The following is a 25377-nucleotide window of genomic DNA, read 5'->3' on the forward strand; positions in this document are numbered from 1 at the left end:
GGGGTGCTTGAGTGAGCGGCACCGTAGCTCCGGGCCAACCCCCGTGCAACGGATCGGGGCGATCCCGCGGAGTGCCCGCGGGCGGGAACGGAATCCGGCTGACGTGCCGACAAGGCCGCCGAGCTGCGGCGATCGGGCCCCGAGCCGGAATCGCCGGCATCCGGCGGTGAATGAGGTGAAGCTTTTCCGTCGGTTTCTTGCTCGGAATTCCTGCCCTCGCGGGCCTCCCACGGGCCTTTCTGTCCTCTCCCGGTGCCGCTACCTGGGCGCCGGCGCCGGGGCGGTGGAGAGGCGGACGACCAGCTCGGGTTCGTGCAGGAGTTCCTTGGGCGTGGGGTTGGTGTCGTTGATCTGGTTGGCGAGCAGGGTGACGGCCGCCCGCGACATCGACTCGATCGGCTGGCGGAGGGTGGTGAGGGGCGGGTCGGTGTAGTTCATGAAGGCGGAGTCGTCGTAGCCGACGACGGAGAAGTCGGCGGGGACGGCGAGCCCTTGGCGGCGGGCGGCGCGGATGGCGCCGAGGGCGAGGATGTCGCTGCCGCAGATCAGGGCGGTGATGCCGGTGGCCAGCATTTCGGTGGCGACGGCCTGGCCGCCCTCGAAGGAGAACAGCGCGTGCCCGACCGGGTGGGCGTTCTTCCCCGCGCCGTGGCGCTCGGCCAGCTTGGCGAAGGCGGTGGCCTTGCGGCGGGAAGGAGTGTGGTCGGCCGGGCCGACCATCAGACCGATCCGGGTGTGCCCGAGCGAGGTCAGATGCGCGTACGCCTGCTGCACGGCCGCCACATCGTCGGTGGACACCTGCGGGAAGCCGCTGTAGTCGATGGCCGCGTTGAGCAGCACGACCGGCATCCCGCGCTCCTTGAGCGACGCGCTCTCCTCCGCGCTGAGCCCGCCGCAGAAGATGACGCCGGAGACCTGCTGGTCGAGCAGCATCGTCACGTACTCCGCCTCGGTGAGGCCGCCGGCCGACCTGGTGCACAGCACAGGGGTGAAGCCGAGCTGGACGAGCGCGCCGCCGGCGACCTCCGCGAGCGCGGGGAAGATCGGGTTCTGCAGCTCGGGCAGCACCAGGCCGACCAGACGGGCGCGCACGCCCTTGAGATGGGTGGGGCGTTCGTAGCCGAGCACGTCGAGCGCCGTCAGCACCGCCTGCCGGGTGCTGTCGGAGACGCCGGGCTTGCCGTTGAGCACCCGGCTGACCGTCGCCTCGCTGACCCCGACCTTCTGGGCCACCTGTACGAGTTTGCGGACCATGAGCGCACTATATCCGCGGTCGGCTGTGGGATTTATGCGTCGGCCTTGCGTCTTTTGCGTCACTCCGCATCATCGCGGTGAGCTTTTTGCGTAAGTGTGTTTTCGTATTGCGTGCCTGGTGCGGTCGACGTAACTTGTGCGTCACCTCGGGGGACGGCCGCCCCCTCCATCACCCTCATGACCAGGGACGACTCATGACCAGGGACGATTCATGACCGGTTTCCCGGCGGGCAGCAGAGCCCGCATCGCCCTCGCCGTCACGGCGGCCGCGGGGCTGACCCTCGCAGTGAGCGGCTGCGGCGGCTCCTCCGGCTCGTCGAAATCCGCCGACGGCACCGTCACCATCACGGTGAACGACATGCCCGCCAAGACCGACCCGGTGAACCGGAAGATCTTCCTTGCCGACGTGGCGGCCTTCGAGAAGCTCAACCCGAAGATCAAGGTCACCCCGCACGAGGGCCAGATGGACCCGCAGACCTTCTCCACCAAGCTGGCCGGCGGCCAGCTGGAGAACGCCTTCTACGTCTACTACACCGATCCGGCAGGGCTGATCGCCAAGCACCAGGCCGCGGACATCACCCCGTACCTGTCGCAGTTCCCGGCCGTCAACCAGGTCAAGCCCCAGCTGCGCAAGGTCTTCCAGGACGGCAAGGGCCACACCTACGGGCTGCCCGAGGGCAACTACTCGATGGGCCTGGTCTACAACCGCGCCCTGTTCAAGCGGGCCGGACTCGACCCGGACCAGCCGCCGACGACCTGGGACGAGGTCCGCGCCGACGCCAAGAAGATCGCCGCGCTCGGCAAGGGCACCGTCGGCTACGGCGACTACAGCAAGTCCAACACCGGCGGCTGGCACTTCACCGCCGAGATGTACTCGCGCGGCGGCGATGTCGCCAAGCAGCAGCCGGACGGCACCTGGAAGGCCGACTTCGACAACGCCACCGGCAGGGCCGTCCTCCAGCAGCTGCACGACATGCGGTGGACCGACGACTCGATGGGCTCGCGGCAACTGCTCGAATGGGCCGACCTGCTGCAGATGATGGGCGCGGGCAAGCTCGGCATGTACCTCGCCACCTCCGACAACATCCCGACCATCGCCTCGCAGTACAAGGGAGACCCCAAGGACTACGGCCTCGGCCCGATCCCCGGCGGCAAGGGTACGCTGGCCGGCGGCGGCGGGTTCATGTTCAACCCCAAGGACACCCCCGAGCAGATCAAGGCCGCGATGGCCTGGGTGGCCTTCAAGTACGAGAACCCGGACCGCATCGAGCTGGGCGCGCAGCGCGCCGCCCAGGCCAAGCAGCCGGTCGGCCTGCCCGAGCCGAACATCTGGACCGGCGCCGCCGCGCAGGCCAAGACCGCCGCCGACACCAAGTACGCCAATGTGCCGGTCGCCAACTACGTGCCGTTCCAGCAGACCCTGCCCGGGATACCGCTGGTGCTGGAGCCGCCGAAGGCCCAGCAGATCTACGCCGTGCTCGACACCGCGATGGCCAAGGTGCTGACCGACAAGAGCGCCGACATCGGCTCCCTGCTGTCGAACGCCTCCAAGCAGGTCGACTCCCTGCTCGCGGCCCAGTAGCGCCGCCCGCCCGGACCCGACCCTGGATGCCCGCGGGCCCGCCGGCCCCTGACCACCGGCGAGGCCCGCGGGCGCCGACGAAGGAGAACCCATGGCCACCTCCCTGGCCGCCCACCGCCCCGGCTCCCCGGCCGCGCCACCGCGCGGCGGCCGGACCGGGACAGCCGCCGCGCGGCGGGCCCGGCTGCGCCGGCGGATCGCCGACAACGCCCTCGCGTACGCCTTCATGGCGGCCGGCATCGTCTGCTTCGCGGTGTTCTCGTGGTACCCGCTGGTGCGGGGCATCATCCTGAGCTTCCAGCAGGACAACCTGATCACCGACCCGCAGTGGGTCGGACTGACCAACTACCGCCACCTGTTCGCCGACCCGCTGTTCTGGACGGCCTGGAAGAACACCGCCGAATTCACCGGCCTCGCGCTGGTCCTCGGCTACGCGGTGCCGTTCGTGATCGCGGTGCTGCTCAACGAACTGCGGCACTTCAAGGGCTTCTTCCGGGTCGCGGTCTACCTGCCGGTGATGCTGCCGCCGATCGTCAGCGTGATGCTCTGGCAGTTCTTCTACGACCCGGGCGACGGCCTGTTCAACACCGCGCTGCGCGGCGCCCATCTGCCCACCTCGCAGTGGATCCAGTCGCCGCACACCGCGATGATCTCGCTGGTGCTCGTCTCCACCTGGGCCAACATGGGCGGCGCGACGCTGATGTACCTGGCCGCGCTCCAGTCCATCCCCGGCGAGCTGTTCGAGGCCGCCGAGCTGGACGGCGCCGGGATCTGGGCCCGGCTGCGGTATGTGACGCTGCCTCAGATGCGGTTCATCATGCTCGTCCTGCTGCTGCTCCAGATCATCGCCACGATGCAGGTCTTCATCGAGCCGTTCCAGCTCACCGGCTTCACCGATCCGTCCACCATCACCGTGATGACGCTGATCTACCGCTACGCCTTCGCCGTCAACAACGACTTCGGTCTCGCCGCGTCGATGAGCGTGCTGCTCTTCGCCGTGCTCGGTGTCTTCGCGGCGCTGTACCTGCGGCTGACCCGCGAACAGGACTGAGCCATGACCACATCCACACCCACGGCCGCATCCGCAACCGCATCCGCGCCCGTACCCACATCCGCACCCGCTTCGTCCGCGACCACCCGCAGCCTGATCTCCGACCAGGAGCTGGCCAGGCCGCGCAACCGGGCCGTCTACTTCGCGGTGCTGACCGCCACCATCGTGCTGTTCACCGCCGCCTTCCTCTTCCCCCTTTACTGGATGGCGAGTTCGGCGCTGGAGACCCCGCGCGAGTTCGCCGCCCAGACCCCGACGCTGCTGCCGAAGTCCGTGCACGCCACCGCGTACAAGGACGCGTGGAGCCAGATGGACATCGCGCACTTCTTCCTCAACACCGTCTGGTACGCGGCCGGCGGCTGGCTGATCCAGATCTCGGTGGACGTGTGCGCGGCCTACGCGCTGTCCAAGCTGCGGCCCGCGTTCGGCCGGGCGATCTTCGCCGGGATGCTCGCCAGCCTGATGCTGCCGGCCGCCGCGCTGCTGGTACCGGCCTATCTGACGGTCTCCGACCTGCCGCTGGTGCACCTCAACCTGCTCAACACGCCCTGGGCGCTGTGGCTGCCGGGCGCCGCGAACGCCTTCAACATCTACGTCCTGCGGCGGTTCTTCGACCAGATCCCCGGTGAACTCCTCGACGCCGCCGCCATCGACGGGGCCTCCCGGCTCCAGACACTGCTGCGGGTGGTGCTGCCGCTGTCGCGTCCCGTCCTCGCGGTGATCTCGATCTTCGCGGTGGTCGGGATGTGGAAGGACTTCCTCTGGCCGCTGCTGGTGCTTCAAGACCCCGACAAGCAGACGCTGTCGGTCGCCCTGCACCGGCTGTCGACGTCCACCACGCAGGTGCCGCCCACCGAGATGATCGCCGGCCTGTCCATCGCGGCGGTACCGATGATCGTGCTCTTCCTCTTCTTCCAGCGGCACATCCTCGGCGGCCTGTCGGCGGGCGCGCTCAAGGGGTGACCCCCCTGGCCGCCGCTCTGCCCGCCCCGCCCCGCCCTGTCCCGCTCGCCCCGCCTAGCCCAAGGAGCCCGTCCGTGGCCGATCAGCCCCTCGCAGCCGAACCCGCCCAGTGGTGGCGTGACGCCGTCATCTACCAGGTCTACCCGCGCTCCTTCGCCGACGGCGACGGCGACGGGATCGGCGACCTGACCGGTGTCCGCGCGCGGCTGCCGTATCTGGCCGAACTCGGCGTGGACGCGCTGTGGTTCAGCCCCTGGTACGCCTCGCCGCAGGCCGACGCCGGGTACGACGTCGCCGACTACCGGCGGATCGACCCCGCGTTCGGCACCCTGGAGCAGGCGGAGGCGCTGATCGACGAGGCCCACGCCCTCGGCCTGAAGATCATCGTCGACGTGGTCCCCAACCACTTCTCCGACCGGCACGTCTGGTTCCAGGAGGCGGTGGCCGCCGGCCCCGGCGCCGAGGTGCGGGACCTGTTCTGGTTCCGGCCCGGCCGTGGCGCGGACGGCGAACTGCCGCCCAACGACTGGCAGTCCGTCTTCGGCGGCCCCGCCTGGACCCGGCTGCCCAACCCGGACGGCACACCCGGCGAGTGGTACCTGCACCTGTTCGCCCCCGAGCAGCCCGACCTGAACTGGAACAACAGCAAGGTGCGCGAGGAGCACGAGAGCGTACTGCGCTTCTGGTTCGACCGCGGCGCGGACGGCGTCCGGATCGACTCCGCGACGATGCCCGCCAAGGACCCCGAGCTGCCCGACTTCGACCACGACGCGCCGCCGGTGCCGCACCCGTACATCGACCGCGACGACGTGCACGACATCTACCGCGCCTGGCGGGCGCTCGCCGACGGCTACGAGCGGCCGCGCGCGCTGATCGGCGAGGTGTGGCTCGCCGACCCGGTGCGCTTCGCGCATTACCTGCGGCCCGACGAGATGCACAGCGCCTTCAACTTCGACTACCTCAACTGCCCGTGGGACGCGACCGCGCTGCGCCATGTGATCGACGCGACGCTGGCCGCGCACGCCTCGGTCGGCGCCCCCGCCAGCTGGGTGCTGTCCAACCACGACGTGACCCGGCACGTCACCCGGTACGGCCGCGCCGACACCTCGTTCGGCCTGGCGCTGCGCCAGCACCAGGTACCCGTCGACCTGCAACTGGGCACCCGCAGGGCGCGCGCCGCCCTGCTGCTCGACCTCGCCCTGCCCGGCGGCTGCTACCTCTACCAGGGCGAGGAACTGGGCCTGTGGGAGGTCGAGGACATCCCCGGCGGGCTGCGCCAGGACCCGATATTCCACCGCACCGGCGGCGTCGACATCGGCCGCGACGGCTGCCGGGTGCCGCTGCCCTGGTCGGGCGACCGGCCGCCGTTCGGCTTCAGTCCGGAGGGCGCCGGCGCACCGCCGTGGCTGCCGCAGCCGCAGCAGTGGGCAGGGCTCACCGCGCAGGCACAGGACGGCCGGCCGGACTCGATGCTGACCTTCTACCGGACCGCCCTCGGCCTGCGCCGCAGCGAGCGGGGGCTGCGCGGCACCGACTTCCGCTGGCTGCCCGGAAACGCTCCCGGCGTCCTGGGCTTCGCCCGCGCCGACGGCTTCTTCTGCCTGGCGAACCTCTCCGGCGGCGCGGTGCCGCTGCCCGCGGACGCGGAGGTCGTGCTCGCCAGCGACCCCGGCCTCGAACCGGCCACGGGCGAGCTGCCGGACGATACGACGGTGTGGCTGCGGCAGCGCTGACCGGCGGGCCGGCCACGGCGAAGCACTCCCCGCGAAGCAGCCGGCGGGGAACCCCACGATGAAGAGAGCGGGCATCGCGTCATGACTCGGAAACTGTCGGAAGTCGCCAAGAGGGTGGGCGTCAGCGAGGCGACGGTCAGCCGCGTGCTGAACGGCAAGCCCGGGGTCTCCGACGGCACGCGGCAGGCGGTGCTGACGGCGCTTGACGTGCTGGGCTACGAGCGGCCCACCCAACTGCGCGGCGTGCGGGCGCGGTTGGTGGGCCTGGTGCTGCCGGAGCTGCAGAACCCGATCTTCCCCGCGCTCGCGGAGGTCGCCGGCGGCGCGCTCGTCCAGCTCGGTTTCACCCCTGTGCTGTGCACCCGCACCGCGGGCGGGCTCACCGAGGCGGAGTACGTGACGATGCTGCTGGACCAGCAGGTCTCCGGCGTCATCTTCTGCGGCGGCCTGAGCGCCGACGAGTACGGCGCCCTGCTCCAGCGGGGCGTCCCCGTGGTGCTGCTCAACGCGGCCGTCGACTACGCGGTGATCCGGTCGGACCGGCAGCCCGACCGGTCCGCGCCGGCCGACCGGTCCCTGGCCGAGCGGTCCCTCCTGGCGGACCGGCGGCCGGAGCTGACCGCCCGGTTCCCGGGACGGGACGCGGACCGGAGCGCCGCCCGCCCGCCGGACCGCCGGATGTCCCGCACCTTCGGGTTTCCGCAGGTGTCGACGGACGATGTCGCCGCGGTGCAGCAGGCGTACGCGCATCTGACCTCGCTCGGGCACACCCGGATCGGTCTGATGGTCGGCCCGGCCGACCACACCCCCTCCCGCCGCAAAGCCGCCGCCTTTACCACGCTCGCCGAGCGCGGCGGCGCGAAGAACACCCACCCCATCGGGCACGCGCTGTTCTCCTTCGAGGGCGGCCAGGCCGTCGCCACCGAAATGCTGGCCACCGGCATCACCGCCCTGATCTGCGGCAGCGACATCCTCGCCCTCGGCGCCATCCGCGCCGCCCGCCGCCAGGGGCTCGCCGTCCCCGCCGACTTCTCCGTCGTCGGCTACGACGACTCCGCCTTCATGAACTACACCGACCCGCCCCTCACCACCCTCCGCCAGCCCATCGAGGCCATGTCCCGCGCCGCCGTCACCCTGCTCGCCAACCAGATCCACGGCACCAACCCCACGCCCAAGGAACTCCTGCACGAACCCGAGCTGGTCGTCCGGCTCTCCACCGCCCCCGCCCACCAGGCCGGACGCGCCGCCCAGCCCGGCCTGCGCGCGGTCGGCACCGACTGACGGTGTCGTCACGACCGTGCGCGAAGGCCCGCCGGCCCGGCATCTCGCCGGGCCGGCGGGCCTTCGCCGACGATCCGTCCGTTCGATCCGTCCGTCAGAGGTTGACCCAGGTGGCGCTCTCGGCGATGGCGGTGAGCTGGGCGATGGTCAGCACCGGCGTGGGGCGGGTGCGGGGGCCGTTCTCGCCGACGCTGTTGAGGGCGACGACCGTGACACGGCCGTGGCGGTGCAGCACCTCGGCCCAGTTCTGCTCGGTTCCCTTTCCGCCCTTCCCGGCCACCTTCTTGGTGCCGAGCCAGTCGCCGTTCGGCAGCTTGACCGCATGCGGGTAGTCCTTGCGGAACTGGGTGGTGGCCCCGGGATCGCTCGTCCCACGGGCGTCCTCGCCGTTGTAGACGCTGCCCTTGCCGTGGGAGTCGGCCAGCACCATGGTGTTGCCGAGCACGGGGGTGTCCGCGCCGGCGAAGCCGGACCGGGTGAAGCCGGCGGGGATCAGCCGGTAGAAGATCGCTCCGATGCCGTCCGGGCCGAACGGGGTGTTGGTGTCCTTGCTCTGGCTGCCCGTGGCAGGGATCGCCGCCAGCTGCGCGTGCCACAGCGGACTGGTCACCATCTGCTTGAGCTGGGCCGCGTCGAACGGAGGCTCGTCGCGGGTGGCGGCAGTGCCCTTCCCGCTGGGTGCGTTGTCCTCCTGGATCACGACCCTGGTGCCGTCCGGCGCCGCGTAGGTCGCCGTCCACTCAGCGTTCCACAGGCCCTTCGAGGCGTCGAGCTCGCTCAGGTTGAAGACACCTCCGCCGGGCAGCTGCTCCGTCTGGCAGTGGTCAGGCTTCGGTTCTCCCTGGCCGACCGTGCAGGTGAAGGGTGACTTCGTCTTGTCGGGACCGTTCCAGCGGGTCAGGTCGACGGAGACCATGGCCTGGCCGTGGCCGTCGTCGTATTGCACCGAGGCCGAAGGCTCGAACAGACCGTTTCCGAGCGGGCTCGGCAGGCCCTTGTCGTGCAGACCCCGACCGCCGTAGACGATGACCTTGCCCGGCGGCAGAACACGCTTGAACAGGTCTGCCACCTTCTGCGCTTCCGGGCTGAGCTTGCCCGGAGTCGGCGTCGGGTAGACGACCTCGGCTTTCGAGCCGTCGGGGCCGGCCGGCGTGGCGGGCGTGGCGGCGCTGTTGCCGGCGGCGAGATTCGGCAGCAGCAGCCCGCAGGCGGTCACGAGCGCCACCGCCGTGGCGGAGCCGGCCGCCAGACGGGCGCGGTGGCGGCGGCGGATACGGCGGGTGACCTCGTTCAGCTGGATCTGGTGCGGTCCCGCGAGCTCAGCGAGCTCCTGGAGTCCGCGCTCGATGGGCTGCTGGTTCATCGGTTTCCTTTCATGGTGACGGTTTGGGTGGGCTCCAGAGCGACGGCCATCCGGGCGGCGGCGTCACTGAGATGCCGTTTGACGGTGCCGTCGCTCAGCTGCATCCGATGCGCTACCTCGCTCACCGGCAGGTCCTCGTAGAACCGCAGCACGACGCAGGCACGTTGGCGGGGCGTCAGTTTCTTCAGCGCGTCCTGCAGGTCCAGCCGCTGGTCGACGCCCCCACCGTGGTCCGGCGCCACCTCGGGCTGCGCCCCGCCGCTCAGCCGCGGCAGCAGCAGCCGCAGCCGCCGCTGCCGCCGGTACTGGTCCAGGTAGCGGTTGAGCATCGCCCGGCGGACATACCGCTCCACGTCCTGGACCGTCCAGCCCGCCTTGGGATGGGTGAAGACCCGCACCAAAGCGTCCTGAAGCAGATCAGCACCCTCCCCGCGGTCGCCACAGAGCAGAAACCCGTACCGGTTCAGCTCCGCCCCACGGGCCTGCACGAGCTCCACGAGTTGTTCGGACCATCTGGCCACTTGTCCCTCCTCATGCCTTCATGACCTCATACGAACGAGGCCGGCATTCGGTTGGGGCCGCCACCGACTTCTCTGGCGAGGCGCACACAGCAGTCGACGGGAGGCCCCGGTGCTGGTAGCACCGGGGCCTCCCGTCGAGGGGGTGGGCGGGGGTGTCAGTGCTGGAGGGTCATCGCGTAGATCTCCAGGGCGCTGTCGCGCTGCCAGTCAAGGCCGCCGGAGCCGGGGGCCACCCAGGCCGGGACGGAGGGGGTGGTCAGGGAGAGGGAGCGGATCTGTTTGCCGGGGGTCAGGGGGACGGTTGTCTCGTAGAGGGACGCCTTCGTCGTGGTCTTGCCGGTGCCCGCCTTCAGTTGGTACGCGGTCGTCAGTGCGACGGCGTTGCCGAAGTCGGGGGTGTTGTTCGCCCAGCCGGTGAGTTCCAGCGGGACCGTCGCCGTGCTGCCGTCGGTGTAGGTGACGACCGCGGTGGCCGACGCGGCGCCCGTGCTGCCGTTGTCGGAGGCGCCCACGATGTGCAGGCTGCCGTAGTCACCGGACGGGAGGGCGATGGCCTGGCCGGTGGACTTCACGAAGTTCTGGCTGGTGCCCGCGGTCGGGGGCGCCTGGTAGGTGACGCCGCCGAGGGTGACCGGGCCCGGCGCGGGCAGTTGGTCGGCGGCGAAGCTCAGGCCGGTGCCGTCGAAGTCGCCCTGGCCGGGCGCGTCGAGCGTGGCGACGCCGTCGTTGTTGTAGGCGGTGCCCAGGTCGACGGCGCACGAAGTGCCGGTCTTGATCGCGCACTTCCCGGCCGGCCCGACCACGACGGAGACGGTCTTCTTCACCGGGGCCGCGCCGGGCAGCTCGGCGGTGACCGACACCGCGTACGTGCCCGCCGCGGTTCCGGCCGGCGCGGTGATCCGCAACCGCTCGTTCACCTGGGCGGGGAGCCCGTTCGACGCGGCCGTCGCCGTCGTGCGCGACGGCGCCACCGACCACCCCTTCGGGGCCGCGGCGGTCACGGAGACCCGCGCGGTGTGCGGGGCGGTGGCCAGCAGCGTCAGGCCGACCTGCTGCTGCGAAGGGCGGCCCGCCGCCGGCTGCATGGCGACCTGGTCGGGCGAGACGTCCGCGCTGAGCTGCTGCTGCGGATTCGGCGTCGTGTCGATCGACGGCGGCGCGTCCTTCGCGGCCGTCGCCCACGCCGTGGGCTCGGTGCTGAGCGCGAAGTCGACCCGTCCGCCGTGCGCGATGTCGGACTGGCCGACCCATGCCTTGTTCCACGCCCGGCCGTTGACCGTCGCGGCGGCGATGTAGCGGTTGGCCATGCTGGTGCCCGGCGCCGAGATCGTCAGCGTGCCGCCCTGCGTCTTCCCGTAGGAGCCGATCCGCACCTGCGCGTTCGGGAACTGCGGGGTGGTGAGGACGTCGAAGTTGCCGCCGCTGGTCGTCGGGTAGAGGCCCAGCGACGACATCACGTACCAGGACGACATCTCACCCATGTCGTCGTTGCCCGGGATGCCGCCGGGGGAGTTGGTGAACAGGGTCTCCTGCGCCTTGACCACGGTCGCGGTGTTGCCGGGCTGCCCGGTCCACGCGTACAGGTACGGCGCGATGAGGTTCGGCTCGTTGTTCGGGTTGTACTTGGTGGAGTCGTAGTAGCCGTACGGGTCGCTGACCCACTGCGTGTGCGCGGTCCCCGCCGGGTCGGTGAGCAGGTCGTCGTACGCGAAGAAGTCGTTCAGCCGGCTGGTGGTGGCACCGCTGCCGCCCAGCATGCCGACGAGCCCCGCCGGGTCCTGCGGCACCAGCCACTGGTACTGGGTCGCGTTCTGCTCGTGGAACGCGTGGTCGCTGGTGACCGGGTCGTACGGGGCGAGCCAGGTCCCGTCGGTCGCGGTGCGCGGCCGGAACTGGCTGGTCTGCGTGTCGAAGACGTTCTTGTAGGACTGGCCGCGCCTGGCGAACATCGTGGCGTCGGCGGGGTGGCCGAGGCCCTTCGCCATCAGCGCCAGCGAAGCGTCCGCCGCCGCGTACTCCAGCGTGGCCGACGTCCCGTAGTAGCAGTCGTTGTCATTCGACTTGGTCGGGCAGCAGTTGCCGCTCGTCCCCGCCACGCAGTCGGCGTTCGGCTTGATGTTGAGGCCGTACGGGACGTATCCGCGGTCCGCGTAGTACGCCACACCGGCGCGCCCGTTCTCCCGGACGTCGGCGGCCGGTACCTCGGTCGCGTTCGCCCGCAGGTACGTGTACGCCTCCTGCGCGTCCGCCCCGGTGAGCAGCCCCTTCGACCAGCCCTCGACCAGGAACGGCGTGACCGGGTCGCCGGTCATGATGTTGCCCTCCTGGTCCTCCAGGTACCAGCGCGGCAGCCCGCCGCCCTCCCGCGCGACCGCCAGGATCGACATGTCGATGTCATGCGCGACCTTGGGGACGAGCATCTCCAGAAGCTGGTTCTGGGTCCGGAACGTGTCCCACAGCGAGAAGTTGCTGTAAGGGGCGTAACCGCTCGCCGTGTGCACCTTCTTGTCGGCCCCGACGTAGCGCCCGTCGACGTCACCGATGAGGTTCGGATCGAGCATGGAGTGGTAGAGCGCCGTGTAGTACGCGACCTGCTGGTCGTGCGAGCCGCCACCGATCGCGGCCTTGCGCAGCATCGTGTTCCACTGGCTGTTCAGCGCCTTGTGCGCCGCGTCGAAGTCGAAGCCGAGCTTCCCGGTCTCCGTCGACAGGTTCTTCCGGGCGCCGGCCGGCCCGGTGAAGGACAGGCCCACCTTCGCGACGACGGGAGCGTCGTTCTTCGTCGTGTCGAACGTGACCCAGGCCCCGTTGGCGCCCTTGGCGGCCGAGTCACGCGACCCCGCGCTGCGGTCGGTGCCCTTCCAGGTCCCGTACGACGTGAACGGCCGGCTCAACTGCGCGACGAAGTAGGTCTTCTTGGAGTCCTCGACCCACCCCTCCACGGTCCGGTCGCCGACGACGTGGATCTCGGAGTCGCTCACGCCGTTGCCGGCGTTGAACATCACGTTCGCCTGGGTCGTCCGCGGGAACGTGTACTGCTGCCATCCGGTCCGCGCGGTCGCGGTCAACCCGACGGCCACGCCGTACTTGTCGAGCTTGGTCCCGTAGTAGTCGGGGCCCGTCGTCTCGTTGTCGTGGCTGAACGTCGAGGCGTACTGCGCCGGATCGGTCGAGCTCACCTCACCCGTCGTCGGCATCATCGGCAGGTAGTTGAACCGGCAGCCGTTGATCGTGGTCTGGCTGAACCCGGTGACGGTGCCGGCGGACTCGTTGTCACAGCCGGTGCCACCGGCCGTCTTCATCAGCGGGCTCTCCTGCACCAGGCCGAACGGCGCTCCCGCGGCCGGGAAGTCCAGACCCTCGTTCTCGGTGCCGATGAACGGATTGACCAGCTTGGTCAGATCGGTGCCCGCCCCCGGCGTCGCGTCGGAGGCCGCCTGCGTGGCGGCGTTCGCGCTCACCGCCGTCCCGGCGGCGGATCCCGCCACGGCGAGGGCGACGCAGAGTGCCGCCGCCCGCAATCGCCCCCTTATACGGCGTGCCGTCGGCCTGTTCCGGGTTGCTGCGAATTGCGTGGAATGCATAGCGTCCTTACCGCGTTTCCGCTCGTAGACATCGTTGTCAGGCGGATATCGTTGTCATGCGCCGCGCATGACGTTAGATCGTTTCAGCCGCGACTCGCAAGGGGTCCGGCCCCACCGCCGTGACGGCGCCGGCAGGGCACCGGCGGGGTCGGACGGCCCGGTTCCGGGGCCGTCCGCCACCCGCCACCCGCCAGGAGCACGCTGTTCACGCGGAATCGGGTGCCGCCGCGACGAGGCCGCCTCTCGCCGCGGAAGTCACTCGTCGCGGGGGCCACTCGTCGCGGTGGTCACTTCTCGTCGCGCAGCCGGGACGCCAGCGAGGTGAGCGGCCCGGCCTCCTCGGAGTGGCCCGTCGCGGACAGGTGGGCGACCGCCGCGTCGAGCCGGGCCAGGGCGGGGGCGGTCTGCTTGAGGTAGAGGCCCTCCACGACGGCCGCCAGGCGGACGCACTCGGCCCACTCGCCGGCCCGGTCGTCCTCGGGGCCCGGCTCGCCGAGCAGGTCGAGAGCCCTGCCCAGCGCGACCAGAGCGTCGTCGTACGCGCTGCCGTAGGCGTTGACCCGGCCGTGCTCGTAGGCCAGTGCGGTGTCCAGGGAGCGGCCGCGGCTCTCGAAGCCGGCCTCGCGGGCCTCGTCGGCGACGCGGCCGGCGTCGGCGAGCAGGGCGAGGGCGTCGGCGAGACCGTCGGAGTCCAGCGCCTCCGCCTGCAACCGGGCGAGTTCGCGCAGGCAGCCGCTCAGCTGCTCGAAGCGCGGGCTGCGGGCGTGGGCGGCGAGCGCCTGGTCCGCGGCCTGCCGGGCCTGCTCGAACTCGCCTGCCTCGCCGAGGAGTACGGCCGTCTCCGCGGCGATCATGGCGTGGCTGCCCGGGTCGTCCTCCCAGCCCGCCGACTCGGCGGCCAGCGCGAGGAACTCCGCGGTGGCGGCCTTGAGGTCCTCGCCGGCGTGCAGCGCGCGGGCGCGGGTCAGCCGCAGTTGGGCGAGCAGCCGGTCGTCCAACTCGCCGTCGGTGGCGTCGGATTCGGCCAGCAGGGAGTCGAGCAGCGCGATGCAGTCCTCCACCCGGCCCAGGTCGAGGCTGAGTTGGGCGGCGGTGCTGTAGGTGGCGAACGCGCCGGCCCGGCGGCCCGCACGCAGGTCGGACTCCGCCGAGAGGGTCAGGTGGCGCATCGCCTCGTCGGGACGGCCGAGGCGCATGGACGCCTCGGCGAGGTCGCCGTGCAGGGACGGCGCCTCGGTGGGCCAGTCGGCTGCCAGCCGCAGCGCCTCGGTCAGATCGGCGTACGCGGGCTGCGTCTCGCGCAGGCCGAGCAGGAGTTGGGCGCGCAGGCCGAGCGCGCGGGGCAGGTGCCAGGCGGGGCCGTGCTCCCGCAACTGGTCGACGAGACCGTCCACTTCGGCCCGGGCGGCCGGCAGGTCGCCGGAGACGGCGTAGGTGGTGGCCCGCAGGAAGAGCGCCCCGGACATCTGGCTGACGACGCCGTGCCGGGTGGCGTGGGCGCGCAGCAGGTCCGCCTCGGCGAAGAGCGCCGCGGCGTGCTCCTCGCTGCGTGACGCCTGGAACCGCAGGGCCAGCGCCATCGCCCGCAGGCGCAGCAGGCGTGCCTCCTGGTAGGGGAGCAGGCCGGGCGTGTCCTCCTGGAGGCGGACCATGGCGGCATGGGCATCGCTCAGCGCCGCCGCCGCGGCCTCGGCGGCCTGCGCGCTCTCCGTACCGTCGGCGTCCTTCGTGCCCTTCGCGGCCTTGGCGTCCTCCGCTCCGACCACCTGCTTCTCGGCCCGCATGAGCAGGATCCGACCGCGGGCGACAGCTGCGTCGCCGTGCTCCCCGCAGGCGTCGTACAGCGCCGCCGCCTCCGCGTAGAGGACGGCGGAGGCGTCGTACTCGTCCTTCTCGTGCTTTCCGGACCCCTCCTCCGACAGCAGGTCCGCGCGCAGCCGCTCCAGCGGGCCCACGGCGGGATCCTCGGGATGGGCGTAGTCGGCGCCGGCGACCAGGCTGCGCAGCCTCGCCCACAGGGGCTCCGCGTCCGGGTGCGCCGTCGCCTCCAACGCCCTTGCCTGGACGATGAGTTCGGTCGGCGAGTCCGGGACGGCGGCGGCCGTGCGGGTGGCGGGCGCGCTGACCGGGGCGGCGGTGGCGCCGGGCGCCACCGCGTCCAGGCTGCGGCTGCGCAGGGTGAGCTCCAGCGCGTCCATCACGGGAGTCCGGTCCAGCCGGGCCCGGCGGCGGTCGGTGTGGGCCGTGGTCCCGTTGCGGGTGTCGAAGCGGCCGGCGAGCTCGCCGGCCCGGCTGCCCACCTCGGCGCGCAGCGTGGCCACCGACCAGGTGCGGCCGGCGTATCCGGCAGCCGGCAGCTCTCCGTGGCCGAGCTGCTCCACCCGCTGGAGGAGGGTCTCGACGCCGACCAGGAAGTCGAGCATGTCCTCCGGCGACTCGACCTCGTCGAACAGCCCCCGGTTCTCGGCGAGCAGTTCGAGGCCGCGGGCCTCGTTGCCGGTCAGCGCGCAGAACTCGAGGTGCCGGCCGACCTCGCCCGCCATCGACGGGAGGCGGCGGCAGGTGCGGTAGCCGGCCAGGTGCAGCTCGCGGGCCCGGTCGGCGCGGCCGGTGCGCAGCAGCGGCAGCAGTGCGTGGGAGATGGACCGGGAGGGTTCCTCCTGGCAGGACGCCTGGCCGGCCAGCACCGGCTCCCAGACGTCGAGCGCCCGCGCGTCGTCGCCCGCGGTGAGGTGGTACCTGGCGCGATCGCAGATCTCGCACGCCTCGCAGTCGCTGTACGGGGTGCGGGTGCGCGCCGCCCACAGCTCGTAGGCGAGGTCGCCGCCCTCACCCACGTGGGCGGCGAGCTGGTACGCCTGCCCGTAGTAGGGCTGCAGGCCGAGGCCGGCGCTCTCGTACCGGTCGCGCATCTCCTTCAGCCACTGCCGGATGCTCGCAAGCGGCATCTCGGGCAGCTGCCGGAGGGCGTTGGCGACCCACTTGAACCGCCAGAACAGCTGGTGGCGCAGCCGCTCGTCGAAGACGTCCGGCTGCTCGTCGAAGAGGGTGAGCAGGCGGGCGAAGACGACCGGCGACTTCCGGGGCTCCGAGCCGTAGGTGTACGCGCTCTGGAGCTCCAGCAGCGCCCGGACCAGCGCGACGGGCTCGGTGAACTGCTCGGCGGCCTCGACGAGTTCCTCGGCCCTGACGGTACGGGGCCGGCCGTAGGGCAGCTGGTCGTTGTCGTACAGCGCCTGGTACAGCTCGTCGGTGTTCTGGGGTGCGGTCGGCATCGTCAGCTGTCCTTGCGGAGGGCGTGGGCGAGAAGATCGAGGAAGGAGCGGTTGATCAGGCTCGACTCCGCGGGCCGCAGCGGGCGCCGGGAGAGCATCGCGGCCTGCCCGTAGAGGGCCTCGGCGCTGGTACGGGCCAGCTCGGGCTCGCCGATCGCCACGGCGGTGCGGACCAGCGGGTTGAGCTGGTTGAGGATCAGCTGCGCGCGCGGCGCCTCCTGGCGCAGCGCGCCGAGGATGTCGCCCCACAGCCCGCCCTCCTGCTCGCGGGCGAGCTGGGAGCGGGTGCGCTCGTGCCGCGCCTCGCGGTTGTCGACGAGCAGCGCCGGGGCGGAGGCCGGCTGGAAGGTGCGCAGCGCGACATCGCAGTCGAAGACGGCGAGGGCGTCACGGGCCTGGGCGAGATAGGCCGCCGCGGCGAGTTCGGTCTCCCGGTCGACGGGGTCGAGGTGGGCGGTGAGGGTCGCCGGGTCGAGGTCGGCGACCGTGGTCTCCGGCCTGATCTCGGGCAGCCGCCGGACGAGGTCGCGGTCGTAGGTGTAGCCGCCGTTGACGACGCCGAGGCCGGCGGCCGAGGCGATGGCGGCCACCTGCCGGAACTCCTCCACGCTTGAGGTGACCAGCACGGTGCGGTGGGTGCGGGCGAACTCGTCGAGCGTGGTGTGCCCGTCGGTCGTCTCGAACGGCAGCCAGGGCAGCAGCATCCGCAGGATCTCGTCGTCGTGCACGGCGAGCGACTTCACGGCCAGGTGGTGCGCCTGAAGGAAGCGGGCCAGCAGGTCGGGGTCGCTGGCGGCGGCCCGGGAGATCCAGTCGCGCAGCCGGTCGGCGAGCGCGTCGCGGACGGCGGCGAGCGTGTCGTCCTCGTACAGCGACTCGCGTGAGGCCGTCGGGCGGAGGCTCTCGGCGTCGATCACGCAGCGGACGAAGAACGCCCAGTCGGGCAGGATCTCGTCCGCCTGCTCCGACAGCAGCATGCCCTTGACGTGCACGCGGTGGCCGTGGCGGCGCCCGGTCGGCACCGCCTCCGGCAGCACGCAGGCGATGCCCCGCAAGCCCACGGCGGGCAGGTCGAGTTCGATGGTGTCGAGCGGCTTGAAGCCGAAGACCTCCTCGCCGTAGGCGGCGAGCGCGCGGGAGCGGGCGCCGGGCGTGGGGTAGCCGACCGCCCACGGCGCGGGGTCGGGGTTGACCCGGACGGCGGGGCCGCCCGCGCCGTCGTCGAAGGTCACCGGGTGGCGCAGCAGCGAGCCGAAGTGCCGTGCCAGCGCGTGGACCTGGGCCGGCCGGGTCCACTCGGCGGCGTCCGCCCGAGGCGTCAGGGTGACGGTGGTGCCCGGCCGCGGGTGGGCGGCGGCGGGCAGCGTGCGGACGGTGTAGCTGCCGTCGCCGCGTCCCCGCCACTCCACCGCGGGCGCGTCCGGGGTGCGGGCGGACCGGCTCAGGACGTGGATCTCGTCGGCGACCAGGAAGCAGGAGAGCAGGCCGATGCCGAACTGCCCGATGAAGTCGCTGCGCTGGTCGGTGATGTCCTCGGCGCGCTTGCTGCTGCGGCCGATGGTGGCGAGGAACGCGTGGACGTCGGCTTCGGTGAGGCCGACCCCGTCGTCCTCGACGCGGACCACCGTCTTGTCGGCGTACAGCCGGATGCCGGGGGTGCCCAAGGGGCCGTCGGCCCCGAGCAGGCGCCGGGCGGTGGTCGCGTCCACGGCGTTCTGCAGGAGCTCGCGCAGATAGACCCGGGGGCTGGAGTAGAGGTGGTGGGACAGGAGGTCGACGAGTCCGCGCAGGTCGACCTGGAAGGTGCGATCGGCGGTGTCGGCGGCGGGATTCACGGCGTGGTCCTGCGGAGTCATCGGGCATTCCGGAGTGGTAAGGGCGGCCGGTGGGCCGGGAATGGAAGGCGTGGCGGGCGCGGGCGCTCAGACCCGGCCCTGGTACCGGGCGAACTTCTCCTCGGGCTGCGGGAAGTACGACCAGCACCGACCGGCGTAGGCGCCGTCGAGCTCCCGGAAGACCTGCCGGGCCGTCTTGCGCTCACCCGCCAGGGACAGGGCCATCGCGAACAGGTTGAAGTCGTGCTGCCAGCCCGGCACCCGCACATGCGCGGAGTGCAGGATGCTGTGCTCCGCGGCGGTCCGCAGTTCGGCCTGGACGGCGGGGGTCTTCAGGCAGTTGCCGTCGTCGGACTCGACCCAGTCCTCGATGTGCGCGAAGGCGATCACGCAGCCGACGGGGTGGCCCTCCGGTGCGCGGGAGAACACGTCGCGGGCGAAGGCAAGGGCCTCACCGGGCTCGCCGCCCCACCGGGGCTGGAGCTGCGACACCCACTGGATGTGGGTCGCCAGGTCCAGCGGGTCCCGGCGCAGCGCCGCGTCCCGCCGGGTCTCGTTGACGTCGGCTCCCAGCGACATGCCGCGGCCGGAGATGAGCAGGCGGTTCCACGGAGCGGTCCACTCCGGCCGCAGCTCGGCCGCTTCGAGCAGTTGCTCCTCGGCGATCTCCAGCCGCTCGTGGAAGAGCCGCCACTGCTCCCGCGTGACGTTCTTGGCCTGCTGCCTGGTGCGCGCCTCCCAGCCCCAGTTGATGTTGCGCGCACCGGCCACCAGCATGGCCGTCGCCCGGTGCTCGGCGTCGCCCTCGGCGGCCTCGGTGATCCAGTTCTGCACGCCGCCGAGGTCCGCGAGCTCGTTGAGCACCTGGTGGTCGCGACCGAGGTCGAAGTCGGTCAGCGCGGTCGTGAACCCGTCCCAGTCATCGGACTTCACCGCGCGGGTCAGTGCGAGCACCCGCGCGTCCCCCAGCGCGCGCAGCGTGTACATCCCGTTCTTCTGCCTGCGCGGGACCGGAAGCGCGTGCGGATCCGCCGCCGGTCTCCCCGCACCACCCCTGCCGAGAAATCTGTCGAACATGCCGCGCCCTCCCCTGGATCCGCGTCATCGTCCGTGCAGGATATGCGACCGGCCACGAACACATGACCGAGGTCACATCTGGCCCCGTCCGAGGTCACACCTGGCCCCGGCCGGCGCCGGCCGCCGCCCCGCCCGGCGTGAAACGGGGATATAACGCACGGATCACGGTACGGATACTCAATAGTCAGGTGCTGACTGCGGGCGCATTGCTGCCAGTTGGCGGCTTTGATCCCTCATATCCCGTCCAGGCAAAGGCTTCCGCCATCCGCCGCCGCGGCGAACGAGGGTGGTGTACCGTCTGCTGCCAAAGGAGCGCGACCCACGGGGGAAGGCCCTTTGACCTGCTGTCCGCGGTAACCCGGGCCATTCGCTGTGAATGCGCCCCGAGTTCGCCGACCGGTGTGAACCTGGCCCGCGTCCCTTTGTACCGAGAAGCGCCGGAGCAAGGAGTCCCCGCCATGGCCACCACCCCTCGGCCCGGTTTACGCAGACCCAGGGCCGCCTCACCCGCAGCCCTCCTGCCGCTGCTCGTAATCGCCCTGCTCGTGCTGTCCGCCGCCTTCGCGCCGGCGGCGCACGCCGCCGCCCCGATCCCCGGTTCGCCGCTCGACGCCTACGACAAGCAGGTTCCCTACGACACGGGGGTGCACCAACTCGCCCGGCTCGCCGCCCTGATCGCCTACGCGCTGCTGGTGGCCACCGTCGTCCTCGGAGTGATGCTCCGGCTGCGCTTCATGCAGCGGTCGGTCAACCGGGCCACGTTCTACGGCGCCCACATGACCCTCGCGCTGTCCGCCATGATCTTCGGCTGCATTCACGGCGTCACCTTTCTCTACCAGCCGGTGTGGCGGATGGGAATCAAGGAGTTCACCGTGCCGTTCACCAGCGGAATGCAGCGCATCCCGGTGGGATTCGGAATTCTCGGTACGGAACTCGCCATCGCCGTCGCCTGCGCGGTCTGGCTGCAGCGCCGGCTGGGATACCGCAGGTGGCTGCGATTCCACCAACTCGCCTATGCGGCATTCGCGCTGATCTGGCTGCACGTCCTCCTGGTCCACCCGGAGCCGCGCCATGTCGACCTGGTCGCGGTCGGTGTGGCGGCCGGCGCGCTGACCGTGCTGCTGGCGCTGCTGATCCGGGCCCTGCCGTCCCGCTCCCGGCTCAGACAGCGCGGCGTGGCCGGCCGCACCGGAGCGGCCAGATGACCCGGCCGCCGCAACTGCCGCCGCCACTGCCGGTGCCGGTCCGGCTCCCGGCTCCGGTGCCCGCCGGGCCGCCGGTTCCCGGCCCGGTGCGGACCGACGCCTTCCCGCCCGCCCGGCCGGTGCTCGTACCCGAGGCCGAGCCGGTCCGGATCAGCGTCGACAACAACCGCTGCCACATCTACGGCATCTGCCAGCAGGAGGCGCCCGAGGTCTTCCGGATCTCCGAGGGCGGATCGCTGCACTACACGGCCGCCGTCCCGGCCGCGCTCGCCGCCCGGGCCCGGCAGGCCGTGCGCTGCTGCCCGATGCAGGCCATCGCGATCCGCGGCGGCCAGACCCCGGGCGGCGCCACCTCCGGGGCGGCCCGCCCGCTGCGCAGCGGCGCCGGCGCCAGGGCCGGCCGCCGGCGGATCGTCGTGGCGGGCGGCGGACTCGCCGGGCTGAGCGCCGCGGCCCGGCTGCGCGAGCGCGGGTTCGACGGCGAACTCGTCATCGTCGGCGAGGAGTCCAGGCGCGCCTACAGCCGGCCGCCGCTGTCCAAGCAGTACCTGTCGGGCGCCCTGGACGAGGACGAGCTGTCCTTCCGTGCCGACGAATCGCTGGACGCCCACTGGCTGCTCGGCACCCGGATCACCGACCTCGACCCGCACGCCGCCGCCCTCGAACTGCGCGGCGGCGAACGGCTGCCCTTCGACGGCCTGGTCATCGCCACCGGTGTCGACGCCCGACGGCTGCCGGAGGCACCGCTGTTCAGCGACCGCGTCCGCACCATCCGCACGCTGGAGGACGCCGTCGCCGTACGCGAGGCGATGCACGCGGCCAGGGCGCGGCATGTCGTCGTCCTCGGCGGCGGCTTCAGCGGCTGCGAACTCGCCTGCACCGCACGCGAACACGGCATGGACGTCAGCCTCGTCGTGCACAGCGCGCCCCTGCTGCGCCGGGTGCTCGGCGCCCGGATCGGCGCGGTGGTCGGCAGCATCCAGCGCCGCGCCGGAGTCGCCCTGCACCTCGGCAGGACCGTCGTCGACTGGCAGGACCACGGCCACGCGCTGCGGCTGAGCCTGGACGACGGCACCGTGCTCACCTGCGACTTCGTCGTCCTGGGCCTGGGCGGCGTGCCACGGGTGGAGTGGCTGCGCGGCAGCGGCCTGGACCTCTCCGACGGTGTGCGGTGCGCGCCCACCTGCCACGCGCTCGACCAGTGGGGCCGCACCACCCCGCACATCGTGGCCGCCGGCGACGTGGCCGGCTGGCCGAACGCCCGCTTCGACGACCGGCCGCGCCGGGTCGAACACCTCATCCACGCCGTGGAGATGGGCCAGCACGCCGCCGACTCCCTGCTGCGCGGGCCTGACCGCGCGGCCCGCTTCACGCCGGTGCCGCGCTTCTGGTCCGAGCAGCACGGCACCCGCATCCAGGCCGTCGGGATGCCGGCACTCGGCACCGACGTCGAGATCGTGGAGGGCTCGCTGCGCGCCGAACGCTTCGTCGCCCGCTACACCCGGCCCACGCCCTACGGCCACCAGGTCGTCGGGGCGGTCGCCTTCGACCTGCCGCTGCGCCTGCTGGACTACCGGGACCAGGTGGGCAGTTCCCGGCCGCAGACCGCCGGCCTCGGCCGAAGGAGGCGCCGGTGAGCTCCCGCCGCGCCCCGCACGCGGACGGACCGCTGTTCCGCCTGCTCAGCCTGCCGACCCGGCTGCACCTGCGCTGGCTGGTGATCGCCGTCGTCATGGCGGCGGCCGTCGCCCTCTACGGCCGCGTCCTGCTCACGGCGCCGCCGATGCCGCCCAGCCGCGCCCCGGAGACGGGCTCGGCCACGTCGTCCCCGCCGCCGTAGACCCCTCACCTGCGCACCTGGTGTCAGCGGTGCGGCCGGAGCCCGTGCCGGCGCTTGCGGCGGCGGATACGGGCGCCGGCCCCCGAGGGCGTGTCGGCCAGGCCGAAGGTGACGGCGATCTCGGCGCCGCCCAGCGGGCCGGCGGAGATGTCGACGGCGTCGGCGGCGCGGCGGGCGATGTCGAGACCGAGCCCGGTGGAGCCGTCGCTGCCGCCGCGGGCGAGGGCGCTCTCCGGGTCCGGGATGCCCGGGCCCGCGTCCGACACGGTGAGGATCGCGGCGTGCGCGCTGCGTTCGAGCCGGATCGCGAAGGCGGTGCCGGGCGGCGTGTGCCGGAACACATTGCCCGCCAACGCGTCGACCACCGCGGTCAGTTCGTCCTCCGGCAGGGCGATCGTCGTGGGCTCCGGGGTGATCCGCAGCTCGAACGGCCGGCCCTGCCCGCGCGCCAGCCGCCCCCAGAACTCGGCGCGGGCCGCGGTCACTTCGGCCGCCGAGCACAGCGCGTCCTCGCTCCCGTCGCGGTAGGGGAGCCGGCCGGGTTCCGGGCTGCCCGCGGGCCGGACGGCCAGCGGCGCGCGGGCCGTCTCGATGATGGACTTGAGCTCCGCCTCCAACTGGACGACCGCGGTGCTGATCCGCTGCGAGTCCGCGCTCGTGCTGGCCTGTTCAGCGGCCAGCCGCAGCACGGTCAGCGGGGTGCGCAGCCGGTGCGAGAGGTCGGCGACCAGCTCCCGTTCGGTGGCGAGCAGTTGCACCATGCGGTCGGCCATCGCGTTGAACGCGGTGCCGGCCTCCTGGAGTTCGGGCGGCCCCATCGGCTCCACCCGGGCGTCGAGGCGGCCGGTGCCCAGCGTGTGCGCCGCGTGCGACAACCGCAGCGAGGAGCGGACCACCCGGGCCGCGAGGCGGTCGGCGACCAGCACCGACCCCAGCACCAGGCCGAGCGCCAGGGCGGCCATCACCCACCAGGACTCGGCGACTCCCCGGGTGAGGTCCGCGTGCGGCACGAACTCCTCGATGACGGCGACCCGTCCGCCGTCGAGCACGACCGGCTGGAGGTAGACCCACCCTCCCGGCACGTCGCTGGTGAGGGCCGCCCCCTCGGTCTGCGCGCGCCGCAGCAGCGCGGCGGGCGCGTGGCTGGTGCCGATCGGCGGCCCGCCCGGCAGGTGGACGGCGAGCCGCCCGTCGCTGTCCACGCTGGTCGCGGCCTCGCGCACGCTGGCGGTGTCGGTGGTGAGCGCGAGCACCGGCGCGAGCGCGGCGGCCCGCTGCTCGGCCGCGGTGATCACCTGGGACCGGGCCTCCGACCTGACCAGCAGCGACAGCGGTATCAGGAACGACAGCGCCACCATCGTCGTCACCGCCAGGGCTATGCCGGCGAGGGTCCGCCTCAATGCGGGGCCACCAGCTTGAAGCCGACGCCGCGGACGGTGTGCAGATAGCGCGGCCGGGCGGCCCGTTCACCGAGCTTGCGGCGCAGCGCGGACAGGTGGACGTGCACGGTCTGGTCGTCCACGTAGGGCTCGCGCCACACCTCGGAAAGCAGCTCCTGCTTGGAGACGACCGCGCCGGTCCGCCGGGCGAGGTAGGTCAGCAGGTCGAACTCCCGCCGGGTGAGGTCCAGTTCGCGCCCGCCGAGGGACGCCGAGCGGGCCTGCTCGTCGATCAGCAGGTCCCCGACCCGGAGCGGGAGCGCGCCGCCGGCCGCCGGTGCCGGGCCGCCCGCGTACTCCTGCGGCCGCGTCCGGCGCAGCACGGCGGCCAGCCGGGCCTCCAACTGCCCGCCGGAGAACGGCTTGACCAGGTAGTCGTCCGCGCCGGTGTTCAGCAGCCTGATGATCTCCGCCTCGTCGTCCCGCGCGGTGGCGACGAGCACCGGCACATGCGAGATGCCCCGGATCATTCGCAGCGCGTCCCTGCCGTCGATGTCGGGCAGCCCGAGATCGAGGACCACGGCGTCGAACCGTGCCTGGGTCACCTCGCGCAGCCCGCCGAACCCGTCGGCGGCGCTGCGGACGACGTGCCCGTAGGAGACCAGCGCCTCTATCAGGTAGGAGCGAATGACCGGGTCGTCTTCTATGACAAGGACGCTGGCCATGCGGCACACCGTAGCGGATCCGCCATGATGGGCCCGTGCCCCGGTTGCTGCGCTACTTCCTCGTCTGGCTCGCCTGCACGGCGGTGACAGTCACCGCCGTGTTCCTGACGGTCGGTTACGTGGTGCACTCCACCGCCCCGATGCCGCCGACCGCCCGCACGCTGCCCACGGCGCTCGGCGGCGCGACGCTCGCGCCGTCCACGACCTCGCCGAGCCCGACCCCGTCCGCCTCCCGCACCCCGGCTCCGCGCCCCAAGCCGTCGCCCTCGCACACGCCGACGCACACCACCCCCGCCACCCATCCGGCGCCCAAGCCCTCGACGCCCTCGACGCCGGCGGCGCCCGACTGCCGGGACGGCGGCTTCGGGGCGCAGACCGTGCAGTCGCAGGGCGGGCAGGTCACCGTGCGCTGGGGGGCGAAGGCCGTCTGCCTGGTGTCGGCGGTGCCCGCGCCCGGCTTCACCACCAAGACGGCGCAGGGCTCGGCGGACGAGCTGTCCGTCACCTTCTCCGGCGCGCACCACCGCTCGACGATCACCGCCACGCTGTATCCGCAGCCGAAGGCGGTCATCGCGGAGGTGTCCTGGTGAGCGCGGACGGGCGCGGGCCGAGTGCCTGAGCGGGCTGTGACGGGCGGCCGGGCCGTCCTGGCGCGCCGCGAAGTGAAATGCCGTATGCGGGGTTTCTCAGCGCAACCTTAAGCGGGGCC

18 protein-coding genes are annotated in these 25377 nt (G+C 72.3%); 9 read left to right on the plus strand and 9 right to left on the minus strand.

The features are described from left to right. Positions 1-258: 258 nt before the first annotated feature. Positions 259-1254 (minus strand): LacI family DNA-binding transcriptional regulator, encoded by a 996-nt coding sequence (locus tag ACQPW6_RS35075; RefSeq protein WP_433893756.1) that lies wholly within the window; start codon positions 1252-1254, stop codon positions 259-261. Positions 1255-1465: 211 nt separating this feature from the next. On the opposite strand from ACQPW6_RS35075, the gene ACQPW6_RS35080 reads away from it, so the two are divergent. From ACQPW6_RS35080 to ACQPW6_RS35100, 5 genes are all read left to right on the plus strand, one after another. After that, complete coding sequence (locus ACQPW6_RS35080; protein ID WP_433893757.1) at positions 1466-2836, plus strand: ABC transporter substrate-binding protein; 1371 nt, start codon at positions 1466-1468, stop codon at positions 2834-2836. A 91-nt stretch (positions 2837-2927) separates the two neighbouring features. Further along, positions 2928-3887, plus strand: a complete 960-nt coding sequence (locus ACQPW6_RS35085) for a carbohydrate ABC transporter permease (RefSeq protein WP_433893758.1) — start codon at positions 2928-2930, stop codon at positions 3885-3887. Between the two features lie 3 nt (positions 3888-3890). Continuing rightward, positions 3891-4850: a carbohydrate ABC transporter permease gene (locus tag ACQPW6_RS35090; protein ID WP_433893759.1), complete on the plus strand. Its 960-nt coding sequence runs from the start codon at positions 3891-3893 to the stop codon at positions 4848-4850. 74 nt (positions 4851-4924) lie between these two features. Beyond that, complete coding sequence (locus tag ACQPW6_RS35095) at positions 4925-6583, plus strand: glycoside hydrolase family 13 protein (protein ID WP_433893760.1); 1659 nt, start codon at positions 4925-4927, stop codon at positions 6581-6583. Positions 6584-6664: 81 nt separating this feature from the next. Further along, the gene (locus ACQPW6_RS35100; RefSeq protein ID WP_433893761.1) at positions 6665-7864 is read left to right on the plus strand and encodes a LacI family DNA-binding transcriptional regulator; all 1200 of its coding nucleotides are present in this window, start codon (positions 6665-6667) and stop codon (positions 7862-7864) included. Between the two features lie 94 nt (positions 7865-7958). On the opposite strand, the gene ACQPW6_RS35105 is transcribed toward ACQPW6_RS35100, so the two are convergent. The 6 genes from ACQPW6_RS35105 to ACQPW6_RS35130 form a co-directional block, all read right to left on the minus strand. Beyond that, positions 7959-9227 (minus strand): hypothetical protein, encoded by a 1269-nt coding sequence (locus ACQPW6_RS35105; protein ID WP_433893762.1) that lies wholly within the window; start codon positions 9225-9227, stop codon positions 7959-7961. Next, positions 9224-9724, minus strand: coding sequence for a sigma-70 family RNA polymerase sigma factor (locus ACQPW6_RS35110; RefSeq protein WP_433893763.1), 501 nt, complete (start codon positions 9722-9724; stop codon positions 9224-9226). Before ACQPW6_RS35110 ends, ACQPW6_RS35105 begins: the two co-directional genes overlap by 4 nt. A 179-nt stretch (positions 9725-9903) precedes the next feature. Then, complete coding sequence (locus ACQPW6_RS35115; protein WP_433893764.1) at positions 9904-13209, minus strand: GH92 family glycosyl hydrolase; 3306 nt, start codon at positions 13207-13209, stop codon at positions 9904-9906. Positions 13210-13619: 410 nt separating this feature from the next. Beyond that, positions 13620-16607, minus strand: coding sequence for a hypothetical protein (locus tag ACQPW6_RS35120; protein WP_433893765.1), 2988 nt, complete (start codon positions 16605-16607; stop codon positions 13620-13622). Between the two features lie 2 nt (positions 16608-16609). Next, positions 16610-18463, minus strand: a complete 1854-nt coding sequence (locus ACQPW6_RS35125; protein ID WP_433893766.1) for an HSP90 family protein — start codon at positions 18461-18463, stop codon at positions 16610-16612. A gap of 66 nt (positions 18464-18529) precedes the next feature. Further along, positions 18530-19519, minus strand: coding sequence for a hypothetical protein (locus ACQPW6_RS35130; protein WP_433893767.1), 990 nt, complete (start codon positions 19517-19519; stop codon positions 18530-18532). Positions 19520-19977: 458 nt separating this feature from the next. Between ACQPW6_RS35130 and ACQPW6_RS35135 the strand changes: the two genes are divergently transcribed. The 3 genes from ACQPW6_RS35135 to ACQPW6_RS35145 are packed head-to-tail and all read left to right on the plus strand — an operon-like array spanning position 19978 to position 22564. After that, positions 19978-20724, plus strand: a complete 747-nt coding sequence (locus ACQPW6_RS35135) for a ferric reductase-like transmembrane domain-containing protein (RefSeq protein ID WP_433893768.1) — start codon at positions 19978-19980, stop codon at positions 20722-20724. Then, on the plus strand, positions 20721-22361 hold the full coding sequence (locus tag ACQPW6_RS35140) for an FAD-dependent oxidoreductase (RefSeq protein WP_433893769.1): 1641 nt from the start codon (positions 20721-20723) through the stop codon (positions 22359-22361). The genes ACQPW6_RS35135 and ACQPW6_RS35140 overlap by 4 nt, the downstream gene beginning before the upstream one ends. Next, on the plus strand, positions 22358-22564 hold the full coding sequence (locus tag ACQPW6_RS35145) for a hypothetical protein (RefSeq protein ID WP_433893770.1): 207 nt from the start codon (positions 22358-22360) through the stop codon (positions 22562-22564). The genes ACQPW6_RS35140 and ACQPW6_RS35145 overlap by 4 nt, the downstream gene beginning before the upstream one ends. Before the next feature lie 23 nt (positions 22565-22587). On the opposite strand, the gene ACQPW6_RS35150 is transcribed toward ACQPW6_RS35145, so the two are convergent. Both ACQPW6_RS35150 and ACQPW6_RS35155 read right to left on the minus strand, forming a co-directional pair. After that, positions 22588-23964, minus strand: coding sequence for a HAMP domain-containing sensor histidine kinase (locus tag ACQPW6_RS35150; protein ID WP_433893771.1), 1377 nt, complete (start codon positions 23962-23964; stop codon positions 22588-22590). Further along, positions 23961-24668, minus strand: a complete 708-nt coding sequence (locus ACQPW6_RS35155) for a response regulator transcription factor (protein WP_433893772.1) — start codon at positions 24666-24668, stop codon at positions 23961-23963. The genes ACQPW6_RS35150 and ACQPW6_RS35155 overlap by 4 nt, the downstream gene beginning before the upstream one ends. A 35-nt stretch (positions 24669-24703) precedes the next feature. On the opposite strand from ACQPW6_RS35155, the gene ACQPW6_RS35160 reads away from it, so the two are divergent. Continuing rightward, positions 24704-25258 carry a hypothetical protein gene (locus ACQPW6_RS35160; RefSeq protein ID WP_433893773.1) on the plus strand — a complete coding sequence of 185 codons (555 nt, stop codon included), beginning with the start codon at positions 24704-24706 and terminating at the stop codon, positions 25256-25258. The last annotated feature ends 119 nt before the right edge of the window (positions 25259-25377 follow it).

The sequence above is a fragment of the Streptomyces sp. CA-111067 genome (assembly GCF_050956065.1).
GTDB lineage: Bacteria > Actinomycetota > Actinomycetes > Streptomycetales > Streptomycetaceae > Actinacidiphila.

Bases quoted from the DNA above. Each gene is read 5' to 3' on its own strand.
- ACQPW6_RS35140 (WP_433893769.1), top strand. From the start codon at position 20,721: ATGACCCGGCCGCCGCAACTGCCGCCGCCACTGCCGGTGCCGGTCCGG.
- ACQPW6_RS35155 (WP_433893772.1), bottom strand. From the start codon at position 24,668: ATGGCCAGCGTCCTTGTCATAGAAGACGACCCGGTCATTCGCTCCTAC.
- ACQPW6_RS35120 (WP_433893765.1), bottom strand. From the start codon at position 16,607: ATGCCGACCGCACCCCAGAACACCGACGAGCTGTACCAGGCGCTGTAC.
- ACQPW6_RS35100 (WP_433893761.1), top strand. From the start codon at position 6,665: ATGACTCGGAAACTGTCGGAAGTCGCCAAGAGGGTGGGCGTCAGCGAG.
- ACQPW6_RS35130 (WP_433893767.1), bottom strand. From the start codon at position 19,519: ATGTTCGACAGATTTCTCGGCAGGGGTGGTGCGGGGAGACCGGCGGCG.
- ACQPW6_RS35105 (WP_433893762.1), bottom strand. From the start codon at position 9,227: ATGAACCAGCAGCCCATCGAGCGCGGACTCCAGGAGCTCGCTGAGCTC.
- ACQPW6_RS35135 (WP_433893768.1), top strand. From the start codon at position 19,978: ATGGCCACCACCCCTCGGCCCGGTTTACGCAGACCCAGGGCCGCCTCA.
- ACQPW6_RS35085 (WP_433893758.1), top strand. From the start codon at position 2,928: ATGGCCACCTCCCTGGCCGCCCACCGCCCCGGCTCCCCGGCCGCGCCA.
- ACQPW6_RS35075 (WP_433893756.1), bottom strand. From the start codon at position 1,254: ATGGTCCGCAAACTCGTACAGGTGGCCCAGAAGGTCGGGGTCAGCGAG.
- ACQPW6_RS35080 (WP_433893757.1), top strand. From the start codon at position 1,466: ATGACCGGTTTCCCGGCGGGCAGCAGAGCCCGCATCGCCCTCGCCGTC.
- ACQPW6_RS35090 (WP_433893759.1), top strand. From the start codon at position 3,891: ATGACCACATCCACACCCACGGCCGCATCCGCAACCGCATCCGCGCCC.
- ACQPW6_RS35125 (WP_433893766.1), bottom strand. From the start codon at position 18,463: ATGACTCCGCAGGACCACGCCGTGAATCCCGCCGCCGACACCGCCGAT.